The following is a 24,713-nucleotide window of genomic DNA, read 5'->3' on the forward strand; positions in this document are numbered from 1 at the left end:
AGCGGGCGGCGCGCGCTCCCGGGCGGGGCCCTCAGGCCGTGGCGTGCCGGTCGGCGTTGGCGAGGATCGCGTCGTGCAGGTGCTCGGCGAAGCCGGGGCGCAGGGAGTCGTAGAACGCCTTGAAGCGCTCGTCGCGGACGTACATCTCCGCGAAGCACCGGTGCATCTCGTACGGGACCTCGAAGTAGTGCCGGCCGATGTGCCGCCGGTGTTCCTCGGCCAGGTCCATGGCCGCCTCGCCGGCCGGCCGCTCGCCGGCGGCGACCAGGGCGGCGTACCGCTCGCCCCAGGCGTCGGCCTCGGCCTTGATGCGCTTCCAGTCCTCCTTGGTGTAGGCGGCGGCGCGGCGCTGCGACTCGGCGTACGCCTCGGTGCCGCCCCAGCGCCGCTCGGTCTCCTCGGCGTACTGCTCGGGGTCCTGGTCCCCGAACACCTCGAACCGCTCCCGCGGTGTCAGGTCGATGCCCATCGTGCGTGCCTCCATGGCGTGCTCCACGGCCGCGGCCATCCTGCGGAGCTTCTCGATCCGGGCGGTCAGCACGGCGTGCCGGCGGCGCAGGTGCGCGCGCGGGTCCGCGTCCGGGTCGTCGAGCAGGACCGCGACCTCGTCGAGCGGGAAGCCGAGCTCCCGGTAGAACAGGATCTGCTGGAGCCGGTCGAGGTCGGCGTCGGTGTAGCGCCGGTGGCCGGCGTGGGTGCGCCCGCCGGGCGCGAGCAGCCCGATCTCGTCGTAGTGGTGCAGGGTGCGCACCGTGATCCCGGCGAACCCCGCGACCTGTCCCACGGAGTAGCTCACTTTTCCGCTCCTTCGGTCGGTACGCCGTCCACGCTGAGGCCTCACGCCACGTGAGGTGCAAGCCGGTTCCGCTCGGGATGTTGTGCGCGTTTCGCCCGCTTATGGTGAGCGCGTGGCCCAGGAGACGACGCAGCAGGTGCCCCCGAGCGCCCCGACGGCCCCGCCCCGGGCGCTGCTGCCGTTCATCCTGCCCGCCGTCGTCGTGGGCGTGGCCGCGAGCCTGGTCTTCGTCGGGACGAGCGCGGCGGCGGAGCGGCTCCAGCGCGTGCTGTGGGGCCCTCTGCCGGACGCGCTCGGGGTGGGCCGCCACTCGGTGCTGTGGATGTCCGCCGTGCTCGTGGCGACCGGGATCGCCGTCGGGCTGGTGGTCTGGAAGGTGCCCGGCCATCCCGGGCCCGATCCGGCCACCGTCGGTCTGAGCGCCCACCCCTCCTTCGACCTGGGGCTGCCGCCCATGGGGCGGCCGCGAGGCGCCGACGTCCTGGCGGCCCTCGTGGTCGCCCCGGCAACCGCGCTGCTCGGCATGTGCGCGGTCCACGCCTCCCCGTACGTCCACGCGGCCTTCGCACGGCTGCGGCACCCGATGCTGATGCTCCCGGCCGGCGGGGCCGTGCTGGGCGCGCCGGCGGCCCTGGGCGGACCGCTGACGCTGTTCAAGGGGCTGTCGGAGGTCGGCGTGCCGGCCCGTGACCCGGAGGGCTGGTCGGCGGGGCGGTTCGCCGTCATGGCGGTGGTGAAGCCGGCCGCGCTGCTGGTCGCCGCGGCCTGCGGCTTCCGGGGCGGGCGGATCTTCCCGGCCGTCTTCGTCGGCACCGCCCTGGGCCTGGCCGCCCACGCGCTGGTCCCGGCCGTGCACCCGTCGCTGGGCGTGGCCACGGGGGTGCTGGGCATGCTCCTGGCGATCACCCGGCAGGCCTGGGTGAGCCTGTTCACCGCCGCCGTCCTCGTCGCCTCGCCCGCCGTCGTCGCCCTGCTGTGCGTCGCCTCGCTGCCGGCCTGGCTGCTGGTGACGGGCCGCCCGCAGATGCAGTTGCGGGCCGACGGCGGCCCGGTCCGCTGACACACTCCCTGGAGGAACGCCCATGGCGCTGCACAAAGGTTCCCAAAAGCACGAGGCGCGGACGGTGTCGGTCAACCCGTTCTTCGGGGAGGCCAACCCGGTCGGCGGCATGACCGAGGCCCCGCCCACGCACCGGCTCCCCGACGCACCGCTCCCCCCGTCCACGGCGTACCAGCTGGTCCACGACGAGCTGATGCTGGACGGTAACTCCCGGCTGAACCTGGCCACCTTCGTCACCACCTGGATGGAGCCGCAGGCCGGGGTGCTGATGGGGGAGTGCCGGGACAAGAACATGATCGACAAGGACGAGTACCCGCGCACCGCCGAGCTGGAGCGGCGCTGCGTGGCGATGCTCGCCGACCTGTGGAACGCGCCGGACCCGGCGGCCGCGGTGGGCTGTTCGACGACCGGGTCGAGCGAGGCGTGCATGCTCGCCGGGATGGCGCTGAAGCGGCGGTGGGCGCGGCGCAACGCCGACCGCTATCCGGGCGGGGCCCGGCCCAATCTGGTCATGGGGATCAACGTCCAGGTCTGCTGGGACAAGTTCTGCAACTTCTGGGAGGTGGAGGCCCGGCAGGTGCCCATGGAGGGCGACCGGTTCCACCTCGACCCGCAGGCCGCCGCCGAACTGTGCGACGAGAACACCATCGGGGTGGTCGCCGTCCTCGGCTCCACCTTCGACGGCTCCTACGAGCCGGTCGCCGATCTGTGCGCGGCCCTGGACGACCTCCAGGAGCGCACCGGGCTCGACATCCCGGTGCATGTGGACGGTGCGTCCGGCGCGATGGTGGCGCCCTTCCTCGACGAGGACCTGATGTGGGACTTCCGCCTGCCGCGGGTGGCGTCGATCAACACGTCGGGGCACAAGTACGGACTGGTCTACCCGGGCGTCGGCTGGGCCCTGTGGCGGGACGCCGAGGCCCTGCCCGAGGAGCTGGTCTTCCGGGTCAACTACCTGGGCGGGGACATGCCGACCTTCGCCCTCAACTTCTCCCGGCCCGGCGCCCAGGTGGTGGCGCAGTACTACACGTTCCTGCGGCTCGGCCGGGAGGGCTACCGGGCGGTCCAGCAGTCGACCCGGGACGTGGCGACCTCGCTCGCCGACCGGATCGCGGGGCTCGGCGACTTCCGGCTGCTCACGCGCGGGGACGAACTGCCCGTCTTCGCGCTGACCACGACCGACGACGTCACGGCGTACGACGTCTTCGACGTCTCCCGGCGGCTGCGCGAGAGCGGCTGGCTGGTGCCCGCCTACACCTTCCCCGCCCACCGCGAGGACCTGTCCGTGCTGCGCGTCGTGTGCCGCAACGGCTTCTCGCACGATCTGGCCGACCTGTTCATGGCCGACCTGACCCGGCTGCTGCCGGAGCTGCGCCGGCAGCCGCACCCGCTGACCCGGGACAAGCAGGCGGCCACCGGCTTCCACCACTGAGGAACCGCGCGAGGCGCGCACGGGGTCAGCGGTCGTCCTCCGGGTGCCGCTCCCCCGTCGCGTACGGGTTCTCCTGGCCCTCGGCGAGGACGCCGACGAACGGCTCGCCCTCGCCGGCGAAGGTGTACGCGCCCGCCTCCAGCCGGTCGACCAGTCCCTGGGTCCAGGCCGCGTCGGAGTCGGCCGTGTGCAGCCACATGCCCATGATCTCGCCGATGTGGCCGAGCCGGCCGGGTCCGTCCTCGGGGAGGTACTCCCCGAGGACGGCGTCCCGCCACCGGGCGATCCGGCGGATCCGCTCCCGCAGCAGCTCCAGGGCCTCGGCGCGGGGCAGCTCGACCAGGAAGCCGATGGCCGCCGACCGGACGTCCGTCTTCTGGTCGTAGGAGACCAGCGCCTCGCGCAGCAGCCGGAAGAACTCCTCCTCGCCCCGGCCGGTGATCTCGTACTCGGTGCGCGGCGGCCCGCCGGCCGTGGACGGCGCGGTCTCGTGCGCGTGCAGCAGTCCCTGCCGGGCCATCTGCTTCAGCGCGTGGTAGACGGAGCCCGGTTTGGCGTTGGACCACTCGTGCGCGCCCCAGTACTCCAGGTCGTTGCGCACCTGGTAGCCGTGGGCCCGCCCGTGCTGGCGGACGGCGCCCAGCACGAGGAGGCGGATCGCTGACATGCGGTCCAGATTAGGGGGTCGCGATCAGGGGGTCGTGTCCGCGTGGGAGGCGGCCCGCTCCAGCGCCACCAGCTCGTACGCGGTCTTCCCGTCCAGCGACTCGCGGATGATGTCGGCGTGGCCGGCGTGCCGGGCCGTCTCGCGGATCAGGTGCAGGCACAGCCAGCGCAGCGAGACCCGGCCCTCCGGCGGGAACCAGGGGTCGGGCGGCAGCGGGAAGGTGTCGTCCAGGCTGGGCGCGCTGCGGATGAACCGCTCCGTCCCGGCGGCCACCCGCTCCCAGTACGCCAGCCGGGAGGCGACCGTCTCGTCCCCGACCAGCAGGAAGGTCTCGTGCCAGTTCGACTCGTCCCGCTCCACCGCGGGCGGCTCCTGCCGGGCCCGGGCGATCCAGCTCTCCTCCACCTCGCCGACGTGCTTGAGCAGGCCGCCCAGGGACAGCTCACTGGCGCTGGGGCGGGTACGGGCCTGCTCCTCGGTCAGTCCGAGCAGCGCCCGGCGGATGCCGCCGCGCTGCTCCTCGAGGAACGCGAGCAGCGCTCCCCGCTCGTCGCCCTGCTCCTCCGCCGGAACGTGCGTGACCATGGTCCGCCGCCTCTCGTCTGGCCGTCGCCGGGGCGGTCTGCCCCGGCACGGACGACGCTACGGACCATCGAGGTCAGGAACTGTCCGCTAGGGGGGGTGCGTTTGGATCAGGTCGGATCAGGCCGCGGCGGCCGGTGCGGTGCATCGCAAGGCGGAGGATCACCCGCGTACTGGGCGTACTCGGGTGGTCCGACAACGCGGCGTGGGGGTCCCCCCGGCCGGAGGCTGGGCCTCCAGCGTCGTCTCGCCGTTGAGGCGGCCGAGGCCGGAGTCCTTCTCCCCGCCGAAGGGCACGATCGGCTCGTCGTGGACGGTGCCGTCGTTCACGTGGAACATGCCGGTGTCGATCCGCTTGGCGAAGGCCACGCCCCGCTCGATGTCCCCGGTGTGGACGGAGCCGCTGAGGCCGTACGGGGTGTCGTTGACGAGGCGCACCGCCTCCTCCTCGCCGTCGAACGGGATGAGGAAGACGACCGGGCCGAACACCTCCTGCCGGAGCAGCGGGGAGCCGGCCGGGATGCCGGTCAGGACGCTGGGCTCGACCAGGTTGTTGGTCGTGGTGCCGTGCACCAGGGCGGTGGCACCCTCCGCGAGCGCCTGCTCGACGGTGCCGGAGACCGCGGCGGCCTGCGCCGAGTTGATCACCGGGCCGATCACGGTCTGCGGGTCGCGCGGGTCGCCGGCCTTGAGGGACCTGACCTTGGCGACGAACTTCTCGGTGAACTCGTCGGCGACGGAGCGGTCCACCAGGACCCGGTTGGCTGCCATGCAGACCTGGCCCTGGTGCACGAACCGGCTGAAGACGGCCGCGTCCACCGCGTAGTCGACGTCGGCGTCGTCCAGCACCACCAGCGCGGCGTTGCCGCCGAGTTCGAGCACCGCGCGCTTGAAGTGCCGGGCGCACACGGTGGCGACGTGCCGGCCGACCTTGTCGGAACCGGTGAAGGAGATCACCTTCGGGACGGGGTGCTCGATGAACGCGTCACCGATCTCGGCGATGTCGGTGACGAGGACGTTCAGCAGGCCGCCGGGCAGCCCGGCGTCCTCGAAGATCTTCGCGATCAGGGTGCCGCCGGCGATCGGGGTGTTCTGGTGCGGCTTGAGCACCACGCCGTTGCCGAGCGCGAGGGCCGGGGCGACCGACTTCAGCGACAGCAGGAAGGGGAAGTTGAAGGGGCTGATCACGCCCACGACGCCGACCGGCACCCGGTAGACGCGGTTCTCCTTGCCGTCGGTCGGGGAGGGCAGGATCCTGCCCTCGGGGCGCAGCGCGATGTGGATCGACTCGCGCAGGAACTCCTTGGCCAGGTGCAGCTCGAAGGCGGCCTTACCGTGCGTGCCGCCGAGTTCCGCCGTGATCAGGTCGGCTATCTCCCGCTCGCGGTCCTCGATCAGCCGCAGCGCGCGCTCGAAGACCGCGCGCCGGGCGTAGGGGTTGGTCCGGGCCCACTCCTTCTGGACGCGGGCGGCGGCCCGGTAGGCCAGGTCCACCTCTTCCACGGTGGCCACCGTGATCGCGGCCAGCTTCTCGTCGTCGTAGGGATTGAAGTCGATGACGTCCCAGGAGCCCGTGCCCGGGCGCCACTCGCCGTCGATGTACTGCTGGGCCAGGTCGGTGAAGTAGGACGACATGTGATCCCTCAATCGCTAGCGGACGCCAGAGCTACGCCGTATCTGATAGCTCGTCATCGTAACTGCGGGCGCGGCGAGTTGAGCGGGATCGCGGGGGATCAGGAGAGTTGCAGCAGACCGCGGAGCAGGTCCCGGCTCTCGTCCGGACCGGGGCTGTCCTGCTGGAGCTCCTTCAGGGCGTGTTCGTACTGGGCGACGTCCTCCCGCTTGTCCAGGTAGAGGGCGCTGGTCAGCTGCTCCAGGTAGACCACGTCGGACAGGTCGGACTCGGGGAAGCTGAGGATGGTGAAGGCGCCGCTCTCGCCGGAGTGCCCGCCGAGGCCGAACGGCATGACCTGGAGCCGTACGTTGGGCCGCTCGGAGACGTCGATCAGGTGCTGGAGCTGGCCGCGCATCACCTCGCGGTCTCCGTAGGGGCGGCGCAGGGCGGCCTCGTCCAGCACGATGTGGAACTCGGGGGCGTTCTCCGCCAGCAGGTGCTTCTGCCGCTCCAGGCGCAGGGCGACCCGCCGCTCGACGTCGGCGGTGCTCGCGCCCTTCATGCCGCGCCGGACCACCGCGCGGGCGTAGTCCCCGGTCTGGAGCAGGCCGTGCACGAACTGCACCTCGTAGACGCGGATCAGCGAGGCGGCGCCCTCCAGGCCCACATAGGTGGGGAACCAGCTGGGCAGCACGTCCGTGTAGCTGTGCCACCAGCCCGCCACATTGGCCTCCCGGGCGAGGGAGAGCAGCGACTCGCGCTCCGCCTCGTCGGTGATGCCGTAGAGCGTCAGCAGGTCTTCCACGTCCCTCGTCTTGAAGCTCACCCGGCCCAGCTCCATCCGGCTGATCTTCGACTCGGAGGCGCGGATCGAGTAACCCGCAGCTTCGCGCGTGATGCCCCGCGCCTCCCGCAGTCGCCTGAGTTGCGAGCCGAGCAGCATCCGCCGCACCACCGATCCGGGCTCTCCCGCGCTCACGTTCGCCAGCCTCCCCAACCGTCTTCAGGGCCCGAAGTCTGCCACTAAAACACTCCGAGCAGTACTCGCCCGGTTACGGAAACGGAAAGACCTCGGCCGTTTCCGAGGGGCCCGGAAGGGGAAGAGGTCGGGACCTCTGACGGCCGATCGCGGCGAAGATGGCAGAAAAAATGGCCAAGAAGCGGTACGGGCAGTGCCATTTCGGTCGCGTGCACGTGCATCTGCCCTTGCATCTGCTGTGCGCATCCGAAACCATGGGTGCCGCGCCACCGCTGCATCGCAACGACCGCGAATTCCCGGGAGTGCCTCGCATGGGGACGAATGGATCGACCATGCTCAAGCCGTTACGGCAGGGCCTTCCGCCGCTGGATCCCGCGGCCGTGTCCGATGCCGTCTCCTGCGCTCTCCCCGCCCGTCACGAAGCGGTGCGCGAGGCCCGGCGCTTCACCCGCGACACGCTGGAGAAATGGGGCGTCGAAGAGCGCTCCGACGATGTGTGTCTGGTCGTCTCGGAACTCGTCACCAACGCCCTGCGCCACGCGGTGCCGGTGAACCCGTGCCGCACCGACGAGCACCACCCGACCGTGCGGCTGCACCTGATGCGGTGGACCGAGCGGCTGGTGTGCGCGGTGCGCGATCCGAGCCACGAGTCACCGGTGCCACGGGAGACGGACGACTTCTCCGCCGAGTCCGGCCGCGGGCTGTTCCTGGTCGAATCCTTCGCCGACAGCTGGGGCTGGCACCCGCTCGCGGGCACGCTGGAGGGCAAGGTCGTCTGGGCGCTGTTCCGGCTGCGCCCGGCCGGCTGATCCGGTGCGGCGCCTGCGGACGCCCCGGTTCTACGCGCGTCACACGAGGGACGTCACCGGGCGCCCGCCCGACATCGTTGCCACCGCCCGGGACGGCCTCCGGCCGGGCGGTCAGCTCGCGATCAGATGGTCGAACTCGCCGTCCTTGACGCCGAGCAGCATCGCCTCGATCTCCGCGCGCGTATAGACGAGGGCCGGGCCGTCCGGGAAACGCGAATTGCGCACGGCCACCTCACCGCCCGGCAAACGAGCGAACTCCACGCAGGAGCCCTGCGAATTGCTGTGCCGGCTCTTCTGCCAGGCCACTCCGTCCAGCTGCGTGGCAGCCATGCCGTTGTACACGTCGTACCCCCCGAACACGCCGTCAGCGTCGCGGTCCACAGGTCGCTCCCCGGTGGTGCACTGGCTGGTGTGGCCATAGATGCATTGGTCAACTGACCCGGATCATAACTCTGTTCACTTGCGGATGCATGAGCAAATGCACGTGCACGAGGTGTGGTCCCTCGATTACAGCTTTGACGCCTGCTTTACCCGAGCCGCTCCAGCACCTGCCCCGGAGCAGGCAGGACATGTCCTCACCGGTCACCGTCCATGATCATGCAGTCATGAACGGAGCCGGATCGTCCGGATCGCATTCCTCGTGCACTAGGAAGAGACGTTTAGCGGGCCCTTCGTGTTCCACGGTCCGGATGACGGTCCGGTTCGCCGGATTGGCCGGATCGCCGTCCGTCCTGCGGAGGGATGGCGTCCGCTCCGTGTCGTCCCCGTGGGTGCGCGCCCGGGGCCGGGCACCTCGGCGTCCGAGGCGGGATACGACGCCTCGGACACCGCGGTCGCCGACGCGAGCGTACGGCGCGCCCCGACTCGCTCGGATTCCCGCCGGTCTCCGGAAGTCCCCCCGAGGACAACGCTGGTAGCTTCGCTGCGGGCCGCCCGGTGAGGGCGGCCGGCCGCTACCGCCTGAGGAGCTTCCCGGTGACTTGTGCGATTGCGAAAGCGCGGAGCGCGGCGCTGGCCGCGTCAGTGGTGGGCGGACTGGCACTGACGGCGTGCGGTGGCGGGGGCTCCACGGGCGGGGACGGCGCTTCCTCGGCGCCGAGCACGTCCGCGGCCCCGCCGACGGCCATGTCCTCCCCCGCTCTGACCGGCGCCGCCGCCAAGCTCCAGGGCAGCTGGGTCACCACGGCCGACGGCACGATCGTGGCCCTGGTGATCACCGGTGACCAGGCCGGGATCTTCACGACCGGCCGCACCGTGTGCAACGGCACCCCGGACGCCGTCGACGGCGTGCAGACGATCCACCTGACCTGTGAGGACGGCAGCAAGGACCGCACCACCGGCAGGGTCGACTCGGTGACCGGCACGACGCTGAAGGTGACCTGGTCGGGCAAGGCCGGTCAGGAGACGTACACCAAGGCGGAGGGCGGGAAGCTGCCGTCGGGGTTCCCCGCGCGACCGGAGCGGTGACCCTTCTCGCTTGTGTGCTCTCGCTCGTGTGCGCAAGGGTGCCGGGCCGTCGCCAGGTGCCGCTCCGGTGTTCCGCGGCGGTTTCGGAGGGGCGCGCGTACGGGGCGCGAGCGCAGGCGCCATGATGCAGGGGCACCATCGTCACCAGGACAGGGACCCGTTCATGCGCGCCATTCCGCTCACCGTCACCGCCCTCGCCGCCGCACTGCTGCTGACCGCCTGCGACGACGGCGGCGGCAAGAAGGGGGACGGCGCCGGCTCGGCCTGCGAGATCGGCGGGGTCTCCGTCGAGATCGGGTCGGCGAGCGTGGCCCCGGCCGCCGGGGACACCGGCGAGATCCCGGTCAGCCTCACCAACCAGAGCGCCTCCTGCACCCTGGACCACTTCCCGGTGGTGTCGCTGGGCACCGGCGAGACCACCGCGACCGTGCCCGCGCTCAAGGGTGCGAAGGCGCAGCAGCTGAAGCTCGCCAAGGGCGACTCCGCGTCCTTCTCCATCAGCTACGTGCGCGGCAAGGACGGCGACAAGACCGCCGTGGCTGCGAAGACCGTGAAGATCACTCTGCCCGGTTCGGACACCAGCCGGAGCTTCTCCTGGAAGTACGGTCCGGTCGCCGGCAAGGCCGACGGCAGCGGTCCGGACGCCACCGTGAGCGCCTTCCAGCAGGTCGGCGACTGAGCTGAGGTCAGTCCAGCCGCGGGCGGGCCCTGACCTCGGCCCGGTCCGCCGCGCGTGCGCCCTCGGTCCAGCCCTCGGCGTCGCTGACACCGCGCAGCCGGGTCGTGGTGGTCTCCGGGAACATCCGCTCCAGCCGGCCGGTGACGGCCGTCTCGCGGGTGGCCAGCACCGGCAGCAGGTCCTGGGTCACCTGGGTCTCGGCGGCGGCCGCGAGCCGGTCGCCAACGCGGTGCGCGTAGGCCGCGAGGAACGACTGCCGGAAGGTCTTGGTCCGCTTGCGTCCGCCGGCCCGCTGCGCCGCCTCCGCCCTGGTCATCGCGTGCGTGGCCTGCACCAGCAGCGAGGTGTGGAGCAGCTCGACGGCCTCCAGGTCCGCCTCGAAGCCGACGACCGTGGAGAAGCCCAGCGGTTCGTTCCACACCGCGCGGCAGTGATTGGCCGTGGCCACCGCGTCCAGCAGGACCGCCTTGGCCTGTTCGTACGGCGGCTCGACGCCTATGCGGCAGGCGCCGGGCACGTCCGGCGCGGGCGCCCCGGCGGCGAGCAGCGCCTCGTCGACGCTGTGCCGGGCCATCAGCTCCTGCGCCTTGGCGGTGAGCGCCTCCGCCTCCTCCGGGTAGCCGGTCGCCTCGGCCTTGGCGAGCAGCGCGCGGATACGGGTGAGCGTGCGGGAGGCGGCCGGACCGGGAGCGCGGCGGGACTCGTCCTCCAGCGGCTCCAGGGCGGGCAGGCGCAGCAGCAGGCGGTACAGCTCCAGGGCCGCCGTGGCGTACGAGAAGCGGTCGGCGGTGCGCTCGGGGGCGGCGGGCAACGCCGCCAGTTGGTCGGCCCAGCGGCGCCCGCGCGGGCGGTCCCGCCCGGCCTGCGCCCGGATCAGCGCGGCGGCCAGGCGGACGTGGGCGTCCTCCAGCTCGCGCCGCACCAGCCGTACGACGTCGGCGGGCTGCCAGCCGCGCCGCCAGGCCGCCGCCACGAAGTCCTCGCCGCGCCGGGCGAGTTCGGCGTCGGCGGCGGGATCGGCGGCGAGCAGGGAGGCGCCGGTGTCGAGGCCGGTGTCGGTGTCGTCGTAGAGGGCGGCGCGGAAGGCCCGCTCGACGGTGCTGGCGGTACTGGTCACATCGTCGATCGTGCCACGCCGCTCCGACAGTCGGCGGCGGTCGTCCACAACCTGTGGACAACAGCGGGCGTCAGCACGCCGCGGCGCACGTCGGCGTCCCATGCGATGCCGTAGTGACAACCTTGGGTTGACGCCCCCTGAGTGACAACCTAGGGTTGACAGCATGGCGAGCAACCCGAACACCTCGGTATCCGTGCGCCTCGACGACCTCATCGAGGCCATCAAGAAGGTCCATCCCGAGCCTCTCGACCAGCTCCAGGACGCGGTGATCGCCGCGGACCACCTCGGCGACGTGGCCGACCACCTGATCGGGCACTTCGTCGACCAGGCCCGCCGCTCCGGCGCGTCCTGGACCGACATCGGCCGGAGCATGGGCGTGACCCGGCAGGCGGCGCAGAAGCGGTTCGTGCCCAAGGAGTCCGCCGACCTCGACCCCAGTCAGGGCTTCAGCCGCTACACCCCCCGCGCGCGCAAGGTGGTGGAGGCCGCGCACCGGGAGGCGCAGGCCGCCCGCAACACCGAGGGCCGCCCCGAGCACCTGGTCCTCGGCCTGCTGGCCGAGCCCGAGGGGCTGGGCGCGCAGGCGATCACCGCACAGGGCGTCCGGCCGGACGCCGTACGCCGGGCGGCGACCGCCACGCTGCCGCCCGCGGCGGAGGACGCCCCGTCCCTCGTCCCCTACGGCCCCGAGGCCAAGAAGGTCCTGGAACTCACCTTCCGCGAGGCCCTCCGGCTCGGTCACAACCACATCGGCACCGAGCACATCCTGCTGGCCCTGCTGGAGCACGAGAACGGCGAAGGCGTCCTGCACGGCCTCGGCGTCACCAAGCCGGGCTCCGAGGAACGGATCGGCGCGATGCTGGCGCTGCTCCAGGACTCCGGAGCAGACGCCCCGCAGGACTGAACGGCAGCGGCGCGACCCCGGCGCGGGCCGGATGTCAGACCCCCCTGCCACACTCGCAGTCATGACCGACCGGTGGGCGCTCGCACCGGCCGAGGACGGTGGCGTGGACGTCGCCCCCCTCGGCCCGGACGGGCTGCCCGCCGGTCCGGTGCGGCGGGAGAGCGATCTCGCCGGGGCGGTGCGGAGCCGCCCGGAGGTGACGCGCTGGGTGTGGCGGTCGACCGCCGAGGTCTACCCGCGTCTGCTCGCCACGGGGGTGCGAGTGGAACGGTGCTACGACATCGAGGACGCCGAGACCCTGCTGCTGGGCCACGAGGGCCGGTACGGCGAGCCACGCTCGGCCGCCGCCGCCCTGGCCCGCCTCCGCGGCGGCCCCGTCCCGCCCGACCCGCCGCAGCGGGCGGCCGAACCGGGCGCCCAGTCCCCGCTGTTCGAGCCCACCGGCATCCGCCTGCCCCTGCCCGACCTGCTCGCGGTCCACGCCGACCAGCTGCGCCGGCACCAGCGCACCGCCCACCCCGACCGGATGCGGCTGCTGACCGCCGCCGAGTCCGCCGGGATGCTGGTGGCCGCCGAGATGAACCACGCGGGCCTGCCCTGGAGCGCCGAGGTCCACCGCGAGCTGCTGCGCACCCTGCTCGGCGAGCGGTACGCGGGCGGTGGCGAGCCGCGCCGCCTCGCCGAGCTGGCCGACGCGGTGTCCGCCGCCTTCGGCCGCCGGGTGCGGCCCGACCTGCCCGCCGACGTGATCAAAGCCTTCGCGCAGGCCGGCATCAAGGTGAAGTCCACCCGCCGCTGGGAGCTCCGGTCCCTGGACCACCCGGCCGTCGAGCCCCTGCTGGAGTACAAGAGGCTGTACCGCATCTGGGTGGCGCACGGCTGGTCCTGGCTCCAGGACTGGGTGCGCGACGGCCGCTTCCGTCCCGAGTTCCTCGCCGGCGGCACGGTCACCGGACGCTGGGTGACGAACGGCGGGGGCGGGCTCCAGATACCCAAGGTGATCCGCCGGGCCGTGGTCGCCGACCCGGGCTGGCGGCTGGTGGTGGCCGACGCCGACCAGATGGAGCCGCGCGTGCTGGCCGCCATATCCCGCGACCCCGGCCTGATGGACGTGGCCGGCCGCGCGAGCGACCTCTACCAGTCCGTCTCCGACCGCGCCTTCTCCGGCGACCGCGACCAGGCGAAACTCGCCGTGCTCGGCGCGATCTACGGCCAGACCTCCGGCGACGGCCTGAAGAACCTCGCCGCGCTCCGCCGCCGCTTCCCGCGAGCCGTCGCCTACGTCGACGAGGCGGCCCGCGCGGGCGAGGAGGGCCGGCTGGTGCGCACCTGGCTCGGCCGCACCTGCCCTCCGGCCGCCACGGCGGGCGAGGACACGGCGGAGGAGGCGGGCATACCGGTCGGCGCGATCGGCGAGGAGGAGCAGGACGGCCAGGCCGGCTGGGTCCCCGGGTACGCCTCGACGAACTCCCGCGCGCGGGGCCGCTTCGCACGGAACTTCGTCGTCCAGGGCAGCGCCGCCGACTGGGCCCTGCTGCTGCTCGCCGCGCTGCGCCAGGCCTGTGCCGGCCTGCGGGCCGAGCTGGTCTTCTTCCAGCACGACGAGGTGATCGTGCACTGCCCCGCCGAGGAGGCCGAGGCCGTCGCCCGGGCCATCCGCGAGTCCGCCGCCCTCGCCGGCCGGCTGACCTTCGGCGACACACCGGTGCGCTTCCCGTTCACGACGGCGGTCGTGGAGTGCTACGCCGACGCCAAGTGAGCCGCCGCGCGGGGCCCGGTCAGCCCTCGAGAAGCTCCCGCAGCTCCGCCAGGACCGCCGGCTCGTCCGTGCCGTCCAGCGCCGCGTGCGCCGCGCGCCAGGCGTCGTACGCCTCCGCCCGCCGCCCCTGCTCGCGCAGCAGCAGCCCGTGCTGGTGCAGGGCCAGCCCGCCCATGTAACGGTCGGTGCGGGCGTCGGCCCGGCGCAGCAGTTCGGCGCACTCACCGGCCGCCCGCTCGGTCTCCCCCAGCTGCCGCAGCGCGCGGACCAGGCCGAGCCGGGTCTGGGACTCGCCGTGCCAGTCGCCGTGACCGCCGAGGATGCGCAGGCTCTCCTCGAAGTGCCGGGCGGCGGCCTCCGGTTCGCCGAGGGTGAGGTGGGCGTAGCCGATGTTGCAGTGCGCCGAGTGCCGCACGATGACCGCGCCGATCCTGTCGCCGATCGCCAGCGAGCGCCGGTGCTGCTCGATCGCGGCGCGCGGGTCGGTGTGCTCGTAGAGGTTGCCGAGGTGGCTGTGGGTGACGGCCTCGCCGTAGGGGTCGTTCAGCAGCCGCGAGTAGGAGAGGCTCTGCCGCAGCGCCTCCTCCGACTCCTCGAACCGCCCGAGCCCCTCCAGCAGCAGCCCCCGGTTGTTCAGGCAGCGCCGGATGCGGGACGCCGTGCCCAGCCGCTCCCAGATCTCCAGGGCCCGGTCGGTCAGGGTGAGGGCCTCGTTGTGCCGGCCCGTCAGGAAGTGCAGACCGGCGAGGTCGCCCAGCGCGTACGCCTCCGCCGCCGGGTCCCCGAGCCGCCGCGCCACCTCGAGCGCGGCCCGCCCCAGCACCTCCATCTCGGCGACCCGGCCGCTGCGCTGCACATAGGGGAAGAGCAGCCGGGCGAGCGCCGAGAGGTGGGCGGCCGTGCGCGCGTCCCCGCTGTCCGCGTTCCGCGCCACCAGGGCGACCACGTTGTCCAGCTCCGACTCGCCCCAGGCGAACGCCTCCTCGGCCGACGCGAACGGCGCCAGGGCGGCCACGTCCGCCGCGTGCCCGGCCGGCTGTGCGGCGGTCGGCCGCCGCCGGTCCTCCTGGTCGAGCCCGGGTCCGACGACCGCCGTCAGCACCCGCTCCGCCACGGCGGCGTACCAGCGCAGGGCGACGAGATCGGCTGCATCCCCGGTGCCCACGCGCGCGGCAGCACCGCGGACGCCTCCGATGCCGTCCCCGGTGCCGGCGGCGGGTGCGTCGGTCCGTGGCCCCGTCCCGGTGCCGGCGTTCCGGGGGTGCGCCTCCGCGAGTTCGCGGGCGAAGTCGCGGACCAGGTCGTGCGGTGCGTAACGGCCGTACGCCGTCTCCTCCAGGAGGGCGACGTCGACCAGACGGTCCAGGGCGGCCTCCGCCCGCCGCTCGTCGGTGCCGGTGAGGCGGGCGATCAGCGGGGCACCGTACGTCGGCAGGTCGAGCGCGCCGATCCGGCACAGGGCGAGGGCCGCGTCCCGGTCGGCCTCGCGCCCGGCGGCGGCGAGCGCGTCATGGGCGACGGCCAGGGAGCGCCGGACGCTCAGGTCGTCGTACTCCAGGTGGTGCAGCCGGCCGCCGGTGGCGGCCAGCTGACCGGCCAGCACGTCCGGGGTGAGGGCCCGGCGGGCGGCGAGCCGGGCGGCGACCACCCGCAGCGCCAGCGGGAGCCGGCCGGTCAGCTCGACCAGCGGATGCCCGGCGTCCAGCCCCGCTCGCCCGCTCACCGCGCGCAGCAGGGCCGCGCTGTCCTCGCCGGTCAGCGGGGTGAGCGGGAAGCGCCGGGCGCCGTCGAGCGCGGTGAGCGGCGAACGGCTGGTGACGATCACCGCACAGCCGGGTCCGGCCGGGAGCAGCAGCCGTACCTGGGCCGCGTTCGCCGCGTCGTCCAGCACCAGCAGGACGTGGGCGGGCGCGAGCAGCGAGCGGAGCAACGCGGCCGCCGCGTCCGGATGTTCGGGGATGTTCCGGGGGTCGGCTCCGAGGTCGCGCAGCAGCGCGGTGAGCGCCTGCGCGGCGGTGAGCGGGGTCATGCCGGGGGTGGCGCCGTGCAGGTTGACGTAGAGCTGGCCGTCGGTGAAACGTTCCCTCAGCTCATGGGCCACGTGCAGGGCCAGGGCGCTCTTGCCCACCCCGGCCATCCCGCTGATCACCGCGACGGCGGGGGCCGGGGCGTGCGGCCCGGTCAGCGCGTCGCGCAGGTCGCGGCGGACGTCCGTCCGGCCGGTGAAGTGGGCCGGCGGCGGCGGCAGCTGCGCCGGACGCGGAGTCGGCCGCGCGGCCGGGGCGGCGGCGTCCGGCGTGTCCCGCGGGGACACGGGGCCCGGCGCCGGATGCCCGGTGGACACGGTGGGCACGGCGCCGGGCAGGGGAGCCTCGGCGGAGACCCCGGGGGCGGCGGGGGACGCGGAGGGCACGGACGCCGTGGACACCGTGGACGCCGTGGGGAAGATCCACGGGGTCGCGGGGGAGGCGTGGCTGCTCGCGGGGGAGGCAACGGAAGTACCGGTCGGCGCCGAGGGCGCGTCGGGCGCGGCGTCCCCGTCTCCCCCTGCGGCCTCCTCCCCCGCCCACCAGGGCCGTCCATCGCCGTCGGCGGGCTGCGCAGCGCCGGGTGCCCCGGTCCGGGGCCGCCCGTCGCCGCTGCCGCGCAACACCTCGACGTGCGCCTCGCGGACCGCCGGCCCGGGTTCGATGCCGAGCTCCTCCACCAGACGGGCCCGCAGATCCCGGTGGACGGCGAGGGCCTCGGCCTGGCGGCCGGTGCGGTGCAGGGCGAGCATCAGCTGACGGTGGTACGCCTCCCGCAGCGGATACTCGGCGATCAGCGCCGCCAGCTCGGGGACGAGAGCGGCCAGGCGGACACCGCCGAGAGCGAGTTCGGCGTCGTAACGCCACTCCAGCAGGAGCAGCCGGGCCTGTTCCAGGCGCTGGACGAGGGCGTATCCGCCGATGTCGGTGGGCAGCCCGCTGAGCGGCGTACCACGCCACAGCGCGAGCGCGGCGGCGCAGGCGTGCACGACGCCGAACCAGTCGCGCCGGGCATGCGCGCCCCGCGCCTCGGCGACCCGGGTGTCGAAGACGTGTACGTCCAGCTCGCCGTGGTCGACGCGCAGTACGTAGCCCGGGGGTACGGCCCGCAGCCGCTCGGGGTCGTCCAGGAGCCGGCGCAGCCGGGTGACGTGGTTGTGCAGGGAGGCCCGCGCGGAGACGGGGGGCGCGCCGCCCCACAGCGCGTCCTTCAGCGACTCGACCGACACCACCCGGCCGGGCTCCAGCAGCAGCGCGGCGAGCAGGACACGCACCTTGGGACTGCCGATGGTCCGAACGGGGCTGTCCGGGACGTCGTCGGCGCCGGAACCGGGGGCGCCGGTCTTCCCGGCCGTACGCCCGGGAGCGTGTGCGCCGGGGGTTCCCGGGGCGAGAGGGGCGGAGTCCCCTGGGAAGACGGCGTCGGGCGCACCGGGCGGGGAGGTGCCGGAGCCGTCGGAGGTCCCGGAAGGGGCGCCGTCGGAGGTCCCGCGCGGCGGCCGGTCGTAGAGGACCGGCGGTCCCAGCAGTCCGAAGCGCAGCTCGCACCGCCGCATCACGCCGTTCCACAGCCTTTCCGCGCGGTCGGGTCCGACCGTGCTCCGCGGCGGGGTGTACCCGCCGTCGTCTGGCGGAATCCCGCCCTGTCCGCAGCGGTTTCCCGCCACCTCCCGCTCGTCGGCCGGGCACCGGGACGCGCGCCCGCCCGAGGGACCGTTCCCGCTCCCGGGGGTCGACTTCCGGCCAGCCGACCGGCGGTCCGCCGAAGGACCGTTGGCCACATGTTAGCGATCCGTTGGCGAATCCTGATGTGATCAATGCATCGGATCCGGTTCGACGGCGCGCGCGTATGTCGCGTAACTCGGGGGAGTGTCGCCGCAGGCTGGATCCGGGGACGACAAGGGCCCCGGCCGGCGGAGGTGAACGACCGGGGCCCCGTCCCGTTCCCTCGCACGGCCGCGCGCCCCTCCCCCGCCCCCGGAACCCGCGACCGCGACCAGAACCGAGACCGCCGCCACCCGCGCGGCCCGCGCACGGTGTCGCCGTCGGGTGCGCTGAACGACGAAAGACCAGCCAGGAGCGTTCCTGGCTGGTCTTCGCAGTGGAGCCGCTTTCGGGATTCGAACCCGAGACCTACGCATTACGAGTGCGTTGCTCTGGCCATCTGAGCTAAAGCGGCGCGCTGCCCGCACCATGGTGCGATCGGCAACGTCGGTAAGTCTACACAGTTTCCGGGGGTGCTTCGTACCCGCCCCGGGGCGGGTGGCTCCGGGGCGGGTGGCAGGGGTTATGAGCAGCGCTCTCCCGTGGTCGGCGGGGTGCCCCGGAGGAGGTAGGTGTCGATCGCCGTGTCGATGCAGGAGCTGCCCCGGCCGTACGCCGTATGGCCGTCGCCGTCGTACGTCAGCAGGTGGGCCGAGCCGAGCTGGCCGGCCAGGGACTTCGCCCAGCGGTACGGCGTCGCCGGGTCGCGGACCGTGCCGACCACCACGATCGGCGCCGCCCCCTCGGCCTTGACGCGGTGCGGCTCACCCGTGGCCCGCACCGGCCAGTACGCGCAGTTCAGCGAGGTCCAGGCCATGCCCGCCCCGAAGACCGGGGACGCCTTCTCGAACGCGGGCAGTGCCTTCCGCACCTGGTCGGGGCCGGTGAAGGCGGGCGGCAGGTCCAGACAGTTCACGGCGGCGTTGGCCATCATCAGATTGCTGTAGCGGCCGTTCGGGTCGCGCTCGTAGTAGCTGTCGGAGAGGGCCAGCAGACCGGTGCCGTCGTGCTCCTTCATCGCCGAGGTCAGCGCCGCGCGCAGCTGTCCCCAGGACGCCTCGTCGTACATCGCCGCGATCACCCCGGTGGTGGCCGGCGCCTCCCCGAGCTTGCGGCTGCCCGCGCCGCCCGCCGGGATGGGGTGGGCGTCCAGCGCTCGGAAGAACGCCTTCAGGTGGTCGCCGACCCGCGCCGGTGTCGTGCCCTTCGTGCCGAGCGGGCAGTCGTCGTGCCGTACGCAGTCCTTCGCGAACGCCTGGAACGCCGTCTCGAAGCCCGCCGTCTGGTCCAGGTTGAGCCTGCGGGCGTCCAGGGACGGGTCCATCGCGCCGTCCAGCACCATCCGGCCGACCCGCCCGGGGTACAGACCGGCGTACGTCGCCCCGAGGAGCGTGCCGTACGACGCCCCGACGTAGTTCAGTCTCCGGTCCCCGAGCACCGCCCGGAGGATGTCCATGTCCCGGGCCGCCTCCAGGGTGGAGACGTGCCGCAGCAGCCGCGCCGAATGGGCCCCGCAGCTCTCCGCGAACTTCCGGTCCGCCGCCACGAGGGCGTCCTGTTCCCGCTGGTCGTCGGGTGTCTGGTCGGTCTGCGTGTACGCGTCCATCTGGCGCCCGTCGAGGCACTGGACGGGCTCGCTGCGGGCGACGCCCCGCGGGTCCATCGCCACCATGTCGTAGCGGGCGCGGACCGCCGCGGGGTAGCCGATGCCGGCGTACCGCTGGAGGTAGTCGACCGCCGAACCGCCCGGGCCGCCCGGATTGACCAGCAGCGAGCCGATCGGCCTGGCCGTGCCGGTGGCCTTCTTGCGGGCCACCGCGAGCCGGACGGAGCCCGCGCCGGGGTCGGCGTAGTCCAGCGGGGCCTTCATGGTCGCGCACTCGAATCCGGGGACACCGCAGTCGCGCCAGCGCAGCCGTTGGCCGTAGTACGGCGTGAGCGTCGACGGTGTCGAGCGCGGCAGCGCGGCGAGCGCCGCCTCCACCGTCCCGCCGGCCGACGTGGTCGGGTTCCCGGCGGAGCAGGCGGACACGAGCAGGGCCGCGGTGGTGAGGAGGGTGGCCGTGAGGCGGGCCGTCGTCCGGGTACGGCTGCCCGGGGTCCGGCGGGAGCGGGGAGCTGGCCTGGTGCACATCGCACGAGCGTAACGCTGTGCCACGGATCGGGTGCGGTCTGTGGACATCGTGCCTCCTACGGGGGACACGGCGGGTTCCGGCCCCCTGGGCTCGGTGGCTCCGCCACCCGCACCGTCTCACCCCGGGGCCCCGCGGGCCCCGGCCGCCGTCCCCCGGGCTCGCGGCGCCCGGGGTCTATCCCGCCCGCAGTGCCATCGTCATCGCCTCCACCGCCAGCAGCGGCGCCACGTTGCGGTCCAGGGCCTCGCGGCACGCGGAGACCGCCTCGATGCGGCGGAGTGTGGACTCGGGCGTGCTGCCCCGGGCCAGCCGCTCCAAGGCGTCCTCGGCGTCGGCGTTGGCGAGCGCCACGCGGGTGCCGAGCTGGAGGGCGAGGACATCGCGGTAGAAGGCGGTGAGGTCGCCGAGGGCGACGTCCAGGCTGTCGCGCTGCGTACGGGTCCTGCGGCGCTTCTGCATGTCCTCCAGGTCCTTCATCACCCCCGCCGTGCCGCGCGGCATCCGGCCGCCCTGGGCCGCGCCGAGTGCCGCCTTCAGCTCCTCGGTCTCCTTGCCGTCCATCTCCTCGGCGAGCTGTTTGGCGTCCTCGGCGGCGGCGTCGACCAGTTCCTGGGCGGCCTTCAGGCAGGCACCGACCTCGTCCAGCCGCAGCGGCAGCTTCAGCACGGAGGCACGGCGCTCGCGGGCCGCCGGGTCGGTGGCCAGCCTGCGGGCCCGGTCGACATGGCCCTGGGTGGCGCGGGCGACGGACGCGGCGACCGCCGGCTCGATGCCGTCGCGCCGTACGAGCATGTCGGCGACCGCGTCCACGGACGGCGTGCGCAGGTTCAGGTGGCGGCAGCGGGAGCGGATGGTGGGCAGGACGTCCTCGATGGAGGGGGCGCACAGCAGCCAGACCGTGCGGGGGGCGGGCTCCTCGACGGCCTTGAGGACGGCGTTGGCCGACTTCTCGTTCAGCCGCTCGGCGTCCTCGACCAGGATGATCTGCCAGCGGCCGTTGGCCGGTGACGTGAACGACTTGCGGACCGTGTCCCGCATGTCCCTGACCAGGATCTCGGAGCCGACGGCGGCGACCGTCGTGACGTCCGCGTGGGTGCCGAGCAGCGCGGTGTGGCAGGCGTCGCAGAAGCCGCAGCCGGGGGCGCCGCCGAGCGCGCGGTCCGGGCTGACGCACTGGAGGGCCGCCGCGAAGGCCCGCGCCGCCTGGTTCCGGCCCGCGCCGGGCGGGCCCGTGAACAGCCAGGCGTGGGTCATCTTGGACGCCTCGGGCGGCGGCTGGTCCGTCGCGGCGGCCGTGACGAGGGCGTCGGCGTCCCGCGCGGCGGCGTCGAGCACCGCGCTCACCTTCTCCTGCCCGACGAGGTCGTCCCACACGGTCATGGGCCAGGCCGTCCTTCCGTCACACTCCGCGTACGCCCTCCATTGTGCGGGCGGCGACCGACAACGGACCCCACCGGCGAGGAAGCCCCGCCGGTGACAAGGGCCCCGCCGGCGAGGAGCCCCCACCGGTACCGGGCCCGCACCGGCGACGGGGGCGCCCCCGGGCGACGGCGACGGCCGTGCCCGGAAACGCCCCCGTCGCCGAACGCCGTCCGCGACGGCGGGCGCCGGTCAGCCGCGCCGGCCCCGGCCGCGACCCGTGCGGCCCCGCTGCTCCTCGTCGTCACCCCGGTCGCCGTACTCCCGCTCGTCGTACGAGCCCAGCAGCTCGTCGGCGAGCGACGGCAGGTCGTCCAGCGGGGTCTCCTCGGCCCAGTCGGAGCGCGGGCGGCGGGGGGTGCCGTCCGCGTCGATCCGGGGCATCTCGCGCGTGCGGGCCTCGGAGCCGTCGGGGCCGGCGGCGGGCCGCTCGTCCCGGAAGAAGCCGGACGGCACCCGGTCCGCCGGATCGCCCCCGCGTACGGGCGGCAGCACCGCGGTCTCGTCGCCCGCGCCCGGGACGACCGGCGGGAGCACGGCCGTGTCGTCGGCCGCGCCCGGCACCGCCGGCAGCACGGCCGTGTCGTCCGCCGCTCCGGCGGGCATCGGCGGCTGCGGCAGTTCGGTGGTCGCCTCGGAGTCCTGGTAAGCGTCCCGGCGGTCCTCACGCACCGGCCGCAGCACCGCCGTGTCGTCCATGCCACGCGTGTCCGTGCCCCGCGCGTCCTCACCCGGTGCCGTTGCGTCCGGTTTCACCACGGGCGTGGCGACCGTGGCCGCATCCGGGGCGGTATCCGGTGCCGTCGGCAGGGACGGGACCGGCCCGCGGGCCGCCGCGTCGGCCGCCGCGGCGGCTGCGGCGGCCTGCCGGCGGGCCTCCTCGGCACGCAGCAGCGCCTCCTCGGCCTTGCGCTGCGCCTCCAGGCGGCGGGCCTCCTCCTCGGCGCGCAGCCGGGCCTGCCGGGCCTCCTCCTCCGCGCGTTGCCGGGCCTCCTCCTCGGCCTCCCGGCGGCGCCGCTCCTCCTCGGCCTTGCGGCGGGCCTCCTCCTCGGCGCGGGCCTTCTCCTCGGCGAGCAGCCGCAGCCGCTCCTCCTCCGCACGGCGGGCGGCCTCCTCGGCACGCCGCCGGGCCTCCTCCGCCTGCCGTTCGGCCTCGCGCCGCTGCGCCTCCTCCAGCTCGCGCCGCTTGCGCTCCTCCTCCTCGGCGCGCAGCTTGGCGAGCTGCTCCTCGCGCTCGCGCGCCAGGCGCTCCTCCTCGGCCTTGCGGGCGGCCTCTTCCTCGGCCCTGCGGCGGGCCTCCTCCTCGGCCTTCCTGCGCGCCTCCTCCTGGGCCTTCACCTCGGCCTCGGACAGCGGCAGCACGGTGTCCAGCCGGTGGCGGATCACGGTGGTGACGGCCTCGGGTTCCTGCCCGGCGTCCACCACCAGGTAGCGGCCGGGGTCGGACGCGGCCAGCGTGAGGAAACCGGCCCGCACGCGCGCGTGGAACTCCGCCGGCTCCGACTCCAGCCGGTCCGGCGCCTCGGTGAACCGCTCGCGGGCGGTCTCCGGGGAGACGTCCAGCAGGACGGTGAGGTGCGGGACCAGCCCGTTGGTGGCCCAGCGGTTGATGCGGGCGATCTCGGTCGGCGACAGGTCGCGGCCTGCGCCCTGGTAGGCGACCGAGGAGTCGATGTAGCGATCGGAGATGACCACCGCGCCGCGCTCCAGGGCGGGCCGTACGACCGTGTCGACGTGCTCGGCGCGGTCGGCGGCGTACAGCAGCGCCTCGGCGCGGTGCGACAGGCCGGCCGAGGACACGTCCAGCAGGATGGAGCGCAGCCGCTTGCCCACCGGCGTGGCGCCGGGCTCGCGGGTGAGCACGACCTCGTGGCCCTTGGCGCGGATCCACTCCGCGAGGGACTCGGCCTGGGTGGACTTGCCGGCGCCGTCGCCGCCCTCCAGGGCGATGAAGAAGCCGTTGGCCGCCGGAACCGTGACCGGGTCGTCGCCGCCGAGCAGCGCGTCCCTGATGTCCTGACGCAGCGGCACCCCGGACCGGTCGTCGACCTTGGCGAGCACCAGCGCGGCCACCGGCAGCAGCAGCGCGCCGACCAGCATCAGCGTGAACGCCGCGCCGCCGTGCGCGAAGACGAACTTGCCGTTCTCCAGCCGGTGCGGGCCGATCAGCGCCGCGACCAGGGGCGCGATCAGGACGCCGAGCGCTGTGAAGACGCGGACCACGGCGTGCAGGTGCTCGGTGGTGCGCGCCCGGCGGTAGTCCTCGGTCTCCTGGTCGAGCAGGGTGTGCCCGGTGTTCGCGGCCACGCCCGCGGCGGCGCCGGCCAGCGTGACGATCAGCAGGACCGTGGTGACGTCCGGGACCAGTCCGGCGGCCAGCAGCGCGATGCCGGTGACGGCGATGGCCAGGGCCAGCAGGCGGCGGCGGGAGAGCGAGGGCAGCAGCGCGGGGGCGGTGCGGATGCCGAGGGCGACACCGCCGGTCAGGCCCAGCACCAGCAGGCCGTACAGCACCGGGCCGCCGCCGAGGTCCTTGGCGTGCAGCACGCACACCGAGACGGCCGCGGCGATGGCCCCGGCGACCGCGGCGCAGGCCGGGACCAGCAGCGGGACGGCGCCCGTGCGGCCCTTGTCGACGCCGGTGCCGGTGCGCGGGCGGCGCAGGCCCTCCAGCGGGGACCGCGGGCGCGGGGTGCGGGTGCCGGGCAGCTCCAGGTACGTCAGCACGGACAGGGAGGCGGCGAACAGGCCCGCCGCCACGTACGACCCGAGGGCCGCCTGGTGCTGGTCGAACCAGGCCACTCCGGTGCCCAGCAGGTTGTTCAGCAGCGCGGCGAGGACCAGGACGGCGGCGGCCAGCGGCACCGCGAGGAAGCCGGTGCGCAGCGCGAGCCGGCGCAGGGCGTCCAGGTGGTCCGGCAGCGGCCGTACGGTCGCGCCCTCCGGGGGCGGGGCCGGCAGCAGGGCGGGCGCGGCGCCCTCCCGGCACACCGTCCACAGCCGCTCGGCGACGCCGGTGACGAAGGCAGTGACCAGCAGGACGGCGAGCGCGTTGTCCGGGATCCAGTCGATCCACAGGGGCGCGACGATCAGCAGCGCGGCGCGCACGCCGTCGGCGCCGACCATGGTCCAGCGGCGGTCGAGCGGGCCCTCCTGCGCGGTGAGCGAGGTGAGCGGGCCGAGGAGGACGGCACCGAAGAGCAGCGTGGCGAGGACGCGGGCGCCGAAGACCGTCGCCACTGCGAACGCCACGCCTCGGTAGCCGCCGCCGAAGGCTCCCTCGGCGATCGCCGCCTGGAGGACCAGGAGGACGAGGACGAGGAGGGACAGGGTGTCGCCGACACCGCTCACCAGCTGCGCGCTCCACAAGCGCCTCAACTGCGGTCGCCGCAGCAATGAACGGACGGCGCGCTCGCGGGAGTCCGCGACCAGGGCATCGTCCTCAGCGGTGGTGGGGGCCGGTGGCTGCTCGGCTCGCGTCATGCGTTCAGCCTATCCGTAG

The 24,713-nt window shown here is 74.2% G+C and carries 18 protein-coding genes and 1 tRNA gene; 7 read left to right on the forward strand and 12 right to left on the reverse strand.

The window, feature by feature from the left end:
- Window positions 1–31 precede the first annotated feature (31 nt).
- Window positions 32–796 carry a MerR family transcriptional regulator gene (locus IF37_RS0100165; protein WP_030734051.1) on the reverse strand — a complete coding sequence of 255 codons (765 nt, stop codon included), beginning with the start codon at window positions 794–796 and terminating at the stop codon, window positions 32–34.
- Window positions 797–908: 112 nt separating this feature from the next.
- Here IF37_RS0100165 and IF37_RS0100170 point away from each other — a divergent pair, with 112 nt between their 5' ends.
- Both IF37_RS0100170 and IF37_RS0100175 read left to right on the forward strand, forming a co-directional pair.
- Entirely contained in the window at window positions 909–1,856 is a 948-nt protein-coding gene (locus IF37_RS0100170) for a hypothetical protein (RefSeq protein ID WP_030734054.1), read from the forward strand.
- Window positions 1,857–1,878: 22 nt separating this feature from the next.
- Window positions 1,879–3,288 (forward strand): glutamate decarboxylase, encoded by a 1,410-nt coding sequence (locus IF37_RS0100175; protein WP_030734057.1) that lies wholly within the window; start codon window positions 1,879–1,881, stop codon window positions 3,286–3,288.
- A gap of 25 nt (window positions 3,289–3,313) precedes the next feature.
- Here the strand turns inward: IF37_RS0100175 and IF37_RS0100180 are convergent, their stop codons facing one another.
- The 4 genes from IF37_RS0100180 to IF37_RS0100195 form a co-directional block, all read right to left on the reverse strand.
- A complete protein-coding gene (locus IF37_RS0100180; RefSeq protein ID WP_030734060.1) occupies window positions 3,314–3,955 on the reverse strand; it encodes a PadR family transcriptional regulator in 642 nt (213 codons plus the stop codon).
- 24 nt (window positions 3,956–3,979) lie between these two features.
- Entirely contained in the window at window positions 3,980–4,540 is a 561-nt protein-coding gene (locus IF37_RS0100185) for a DinB family protein (RefSeq protein ID WP_030734063.1), read from the reverse strand.
- A 159-nt stretch (window positions 4,541–4,699) separates the two neighbouring features.
- The gene (locus tag IF37_RS0100190; RefSeq protein WP_253915584.1) at window positions 4,700–6,172 is read right to left on the reverse strand and encodes an aldehyde dehydrogenase family protein; all 1,473 of its coding nucleotides are present in this window, start codon (window positions 6,170–6,172) and stop codon (window positions 4,700–4,702) included.
- A 98-nt stretch (window positions 6,173–6,270) separates the two neighbouring features.
- Window positions 6,271–7,095, reverse strand: a complete 825-nt coding sequence (locus IF37_RS0100195) for a helix-turn-helix transcriptional regulator (RefSeq protein WP_052844903.1) — start codon at window positions 7,093–7,095, stop codon at window positions 6,271–6,273.
- A 347-nt stretch (window positions 7,096–7,442) separates the two neighbouring features.
- On the opposite strand from IF37_RS0100195, the gene IF37_RS0100200 reads away from it, so the two are divergent.
- Complete coding sequence (locus IF37_RS0100200; RefSeq protein ID WP_173456658.1) at window positions 7,443–7,940, forward strand: ATP-binding protein; 498 nt, start codon at window positions 7,443–7,445, stop codon at window positions 7,938–7,940.
- 111 nt (window positions 7,941–8,051) lie between these two features.
- Here IF37_RS0100200 and IF37_RS0100205 read toward each other — a convergent pair whose 3' ends face one another.
- On the reverse strand, window positions 8,052–8,270 hold the full coding sequence (locus IF37_RS0100205; RefSeq protein WP_048910258.1) for a DUF397 domain-containing protein: 219 nt from the start codon (window positions 8,268–8,270) through the stop codon (window positions 8,052–8,054).
- A gap of 795 nt (window positions 8,271–9,065) precedes the next feature.
- On the opposite strand from IF37_RS0100205, the gene IF37_RS0100210 reads away from it, so the two are divergent.
- Together IF37_RS0100210 and IF37_RS0100215 are read left to right on the forward strand one after the other, a co-directional pair.
- Window positions 9,066–9,407 (forward strand): hypothetical protein, encoded by a 342-nt coding sequence (locus tag IF37_RS0100210; protein ID WP_367647016.1) that lies wholly within the window; start codon window positions 9,066–9,068, stop codon window positions 9,405–9,407.
- 163 nt (window positions 9,408–9,570) lie between these two features.
- Window positions 9,571–10,086 (forward strand): DUF4232 domain-containing protein, encoded by a 516-nt coding sequence (locus IF37_RS0100215; protein ID WP_030734079.1) that lies wholly within the window; start codon window positions 9,571–9,573, stop codon window positions 10,084–10,086.
- Window positions 10,087–10,093: 7 nt separating this feature from the next.
- On the opposite strand, the gene IF37_RS0100220 is transcribed toward IF37_RS0100215, so the two are convergent.
- Window positions 10,094–11,203 carry a DUF2786 domain-containing protein gene (locus tag IF37_RS0100220; RefSeq protein ID WP_030734082.1) on the reverse strand — a complete coding sequence of 370 codons (1,110 nt, stop codon included), beginning with the start codon at window positions 11,201–11,203 and terminating at the stop codon, window positions 10,094–10,096.
- Window positions 11,204–11,366: 163 nt separating this feature from the next.
- On the opposite strand from IF37_RS0100220, the gene IF37_RS0100225 reads away from it, so the two are divergent.
- Together IF37_RS0100225 and IF37_RS0100230 are read left to right on the forward strand one after the other, a co-directional pair.
- A complete protein-coding gene (locus tag IF37_RS0100225) occupies window positions 11,367–12,107 on the forward strand; it encodes a Clp protease N-terminal domain-containing protein (RefSeq protein WP_030734085.1) in 741 nt (246 codons plus the stop codon).
- 61 nt (window positions 12,108–12,168) lie between these two features.
- A complete protein-coding gene (locus IF37_RS0100230) occupies window positions 12,169–13,866 on the forward strand; it encodes a bifunctional 3'-5' exonuclease/DNA polymerase (protein WP_030734088.1) in 1,698 nt (565 codons plus the stop codon).
- A gap of 19 nt (window positions 13,867–13,885) precedes the next feature.
- On the opposite strand, the gene IF37_RS0100235 is transcribed toward IF37_RS0100230, so the two are convergent.
- The 5 genes from IF37_RS0100235 to tmk form a co-directional block, all read right to left on the reverse strand.
- Entirely contained in the window at window positions 13,886–17,449 is a 3,564-nt protein-coding gene (locus IF37_RS0100235) for a BTAD domain-containing putative transcriptional regulator (protein WP_030734091.1), read from the reverse strand.
- Between the two features lie 546 nt (window positions 17,450–17,995).
- Window positions 17,996–18,072 (reverse strand) — tRNA-Thr (locus IF37_RS0100240).
- A gap of 108 nt (window positions 18,073–18,180) precedes the next feature.
- Entirely contained in the window at window positions 18,181–19,791 is a 1,611-nt protein-coding gene (locus IF37_RS0100245) for an alpha/beta hydrolase (protein WP_030734094.1), read from the reverse strand.
- 175 nt (window positions 19,792–19,966) lie between these two features.
- Complete coding sequence (locus IF37_RS0100250) at window positions 19,967–21,172, reverse strand: DNA polymerase III subunit delta' (protein ID WP_030734097.1); 1,206 nt, start codon at window positions 21,170–21,172, stop codon at window positions 19,967–19,969.
- A gap of 231 nt (window positions 21,173–21,403) precedes the next feature.
- Window positions 21,404–24,694 carry a dTMP kinase gene (gene tmk / locus IF37_RS0100255; RefSeq protein ID WP_030734100.1) on the reverse strand — a complete coding sequence of 1,097 codons (3,291 nt, stop codon included), beginning with the start codon at window positions 24,692–24,694 and terminating at the stop codon, window positions 21,404–21,406.
- Window positions 24,695–24,713: the final 19 nt, after the last annotated feature.

Source organism: Streptomyces sp. NRRL S-31 (genome assembly GCF_000718775.1).
Lineage (GTDB): Bacteria > Actinomycetota > Actinomycetes > Streptomycetales > Streptomycetaceae > Streptomyces.

Coding starts and splice junctions, on each gene's coding strand:
- IF37_RS0100175 (WP_030734057.1), top strand. CDS start 1,879: ATGGCGCTGCACAAAGGTTCCCAAAAGCACGAGGCGCGGACGGTGTCG.
- IF37_RS0100180 (WP_030734060.1), bottom strand. CDS start 3,955: ATGTCAGCGATCCGCCTCCTCGTGCTGGGCGCCGTCCGCCAGCACGGG.
- IF37_RS0100185 (WP_030734063.1), bottom strand. CDS start 4,540: ATGGTCACGCACGTTCCGGCGGAGGAGCAGGGCGACGAGCGGGGAGCG.
- IF37_RS0100190 (WP_253915584.1), bottom strand. CDS start 6,172: ATGTCGTCCTACTTCACCGACCTGGCCCAGCAGTACATCGACGGCGAG.
- IF37_RS0100195 (WP_052844903.1), bottom strand. CDS start 7,095: ATGCTGCTCGGCTCGCAACTCAGGCGACTGCGGGAGGCGCGGGGCATC.
- IF37_RS0100200 (WP_173456658.1), top strand. CDS start 7,443: ATGGGGACGAATGGATCGACCATGCTCAAGCCGTTACGGCAGGGCCTT.
- IF37_RS0100205 (WP_048910258.1), bottom strand. CDS start 8,270: ATGGCTGCCACGCAGCTGGACGGAGTGGCCTGGCAGAAGAGCCGGCAC.
- IF37_RS0100210 (WP_367647016.1), top strand. CDS start 9,066: ATGTCCTCCCCCGCTCTGACCGGCGCCGCCGCCAAGCTCCAGGGCAGC.
- IF37_RS0100215 (WP_030734079.1), top strand. CDS start 9,571: ATGCGCGCCATTCCGCTCACCGTCACCGCCCTCGCCGCCGCACTGCTG.
- IF37_RS0100225 (WP_030734085.1), top strand. CDS start 11,367: ATGGCGAGCAACCCGAACACCTCGGTATCCGTGCGCCTCGACGACCTC.
- IF37_RS0100230 (WP_030734088.1), top strand. CDS start 12,169: ATGACCGACCGGTGGGCGCTCGCACCGGCCGAGGACGGTGGCGTGGAC.
- IF37_RS0100235 (WP_030734091.1), bottom strand. CDS start 17,449: ATGCGGCGGTGCGAGCTGCGCTTCGGACTGCTGGGACCGCCGGTCCTC.
- IF37_RS0100245 (WP_030734094.1), bottom strand. CDS start 19,791: ATGTGCACCAGGCCAGCTCCCCGCTCCCGCCGGACCCCGGGCAGCCGT.
- IF37_RS0100250 (WP_030734097.1), bottom strand. CDS start 21,172: ATGACCGTGTGGGACGACCTCGTCGGGCAGGAGAAGGTGAGCGCGGTG.
- tmk (WP_030734100.1), bottom strand. CDS start 24,694: ATGACGCGAGCCGAGCAGCCACCGGCCCCCACCACCGCTGAGGACGAT.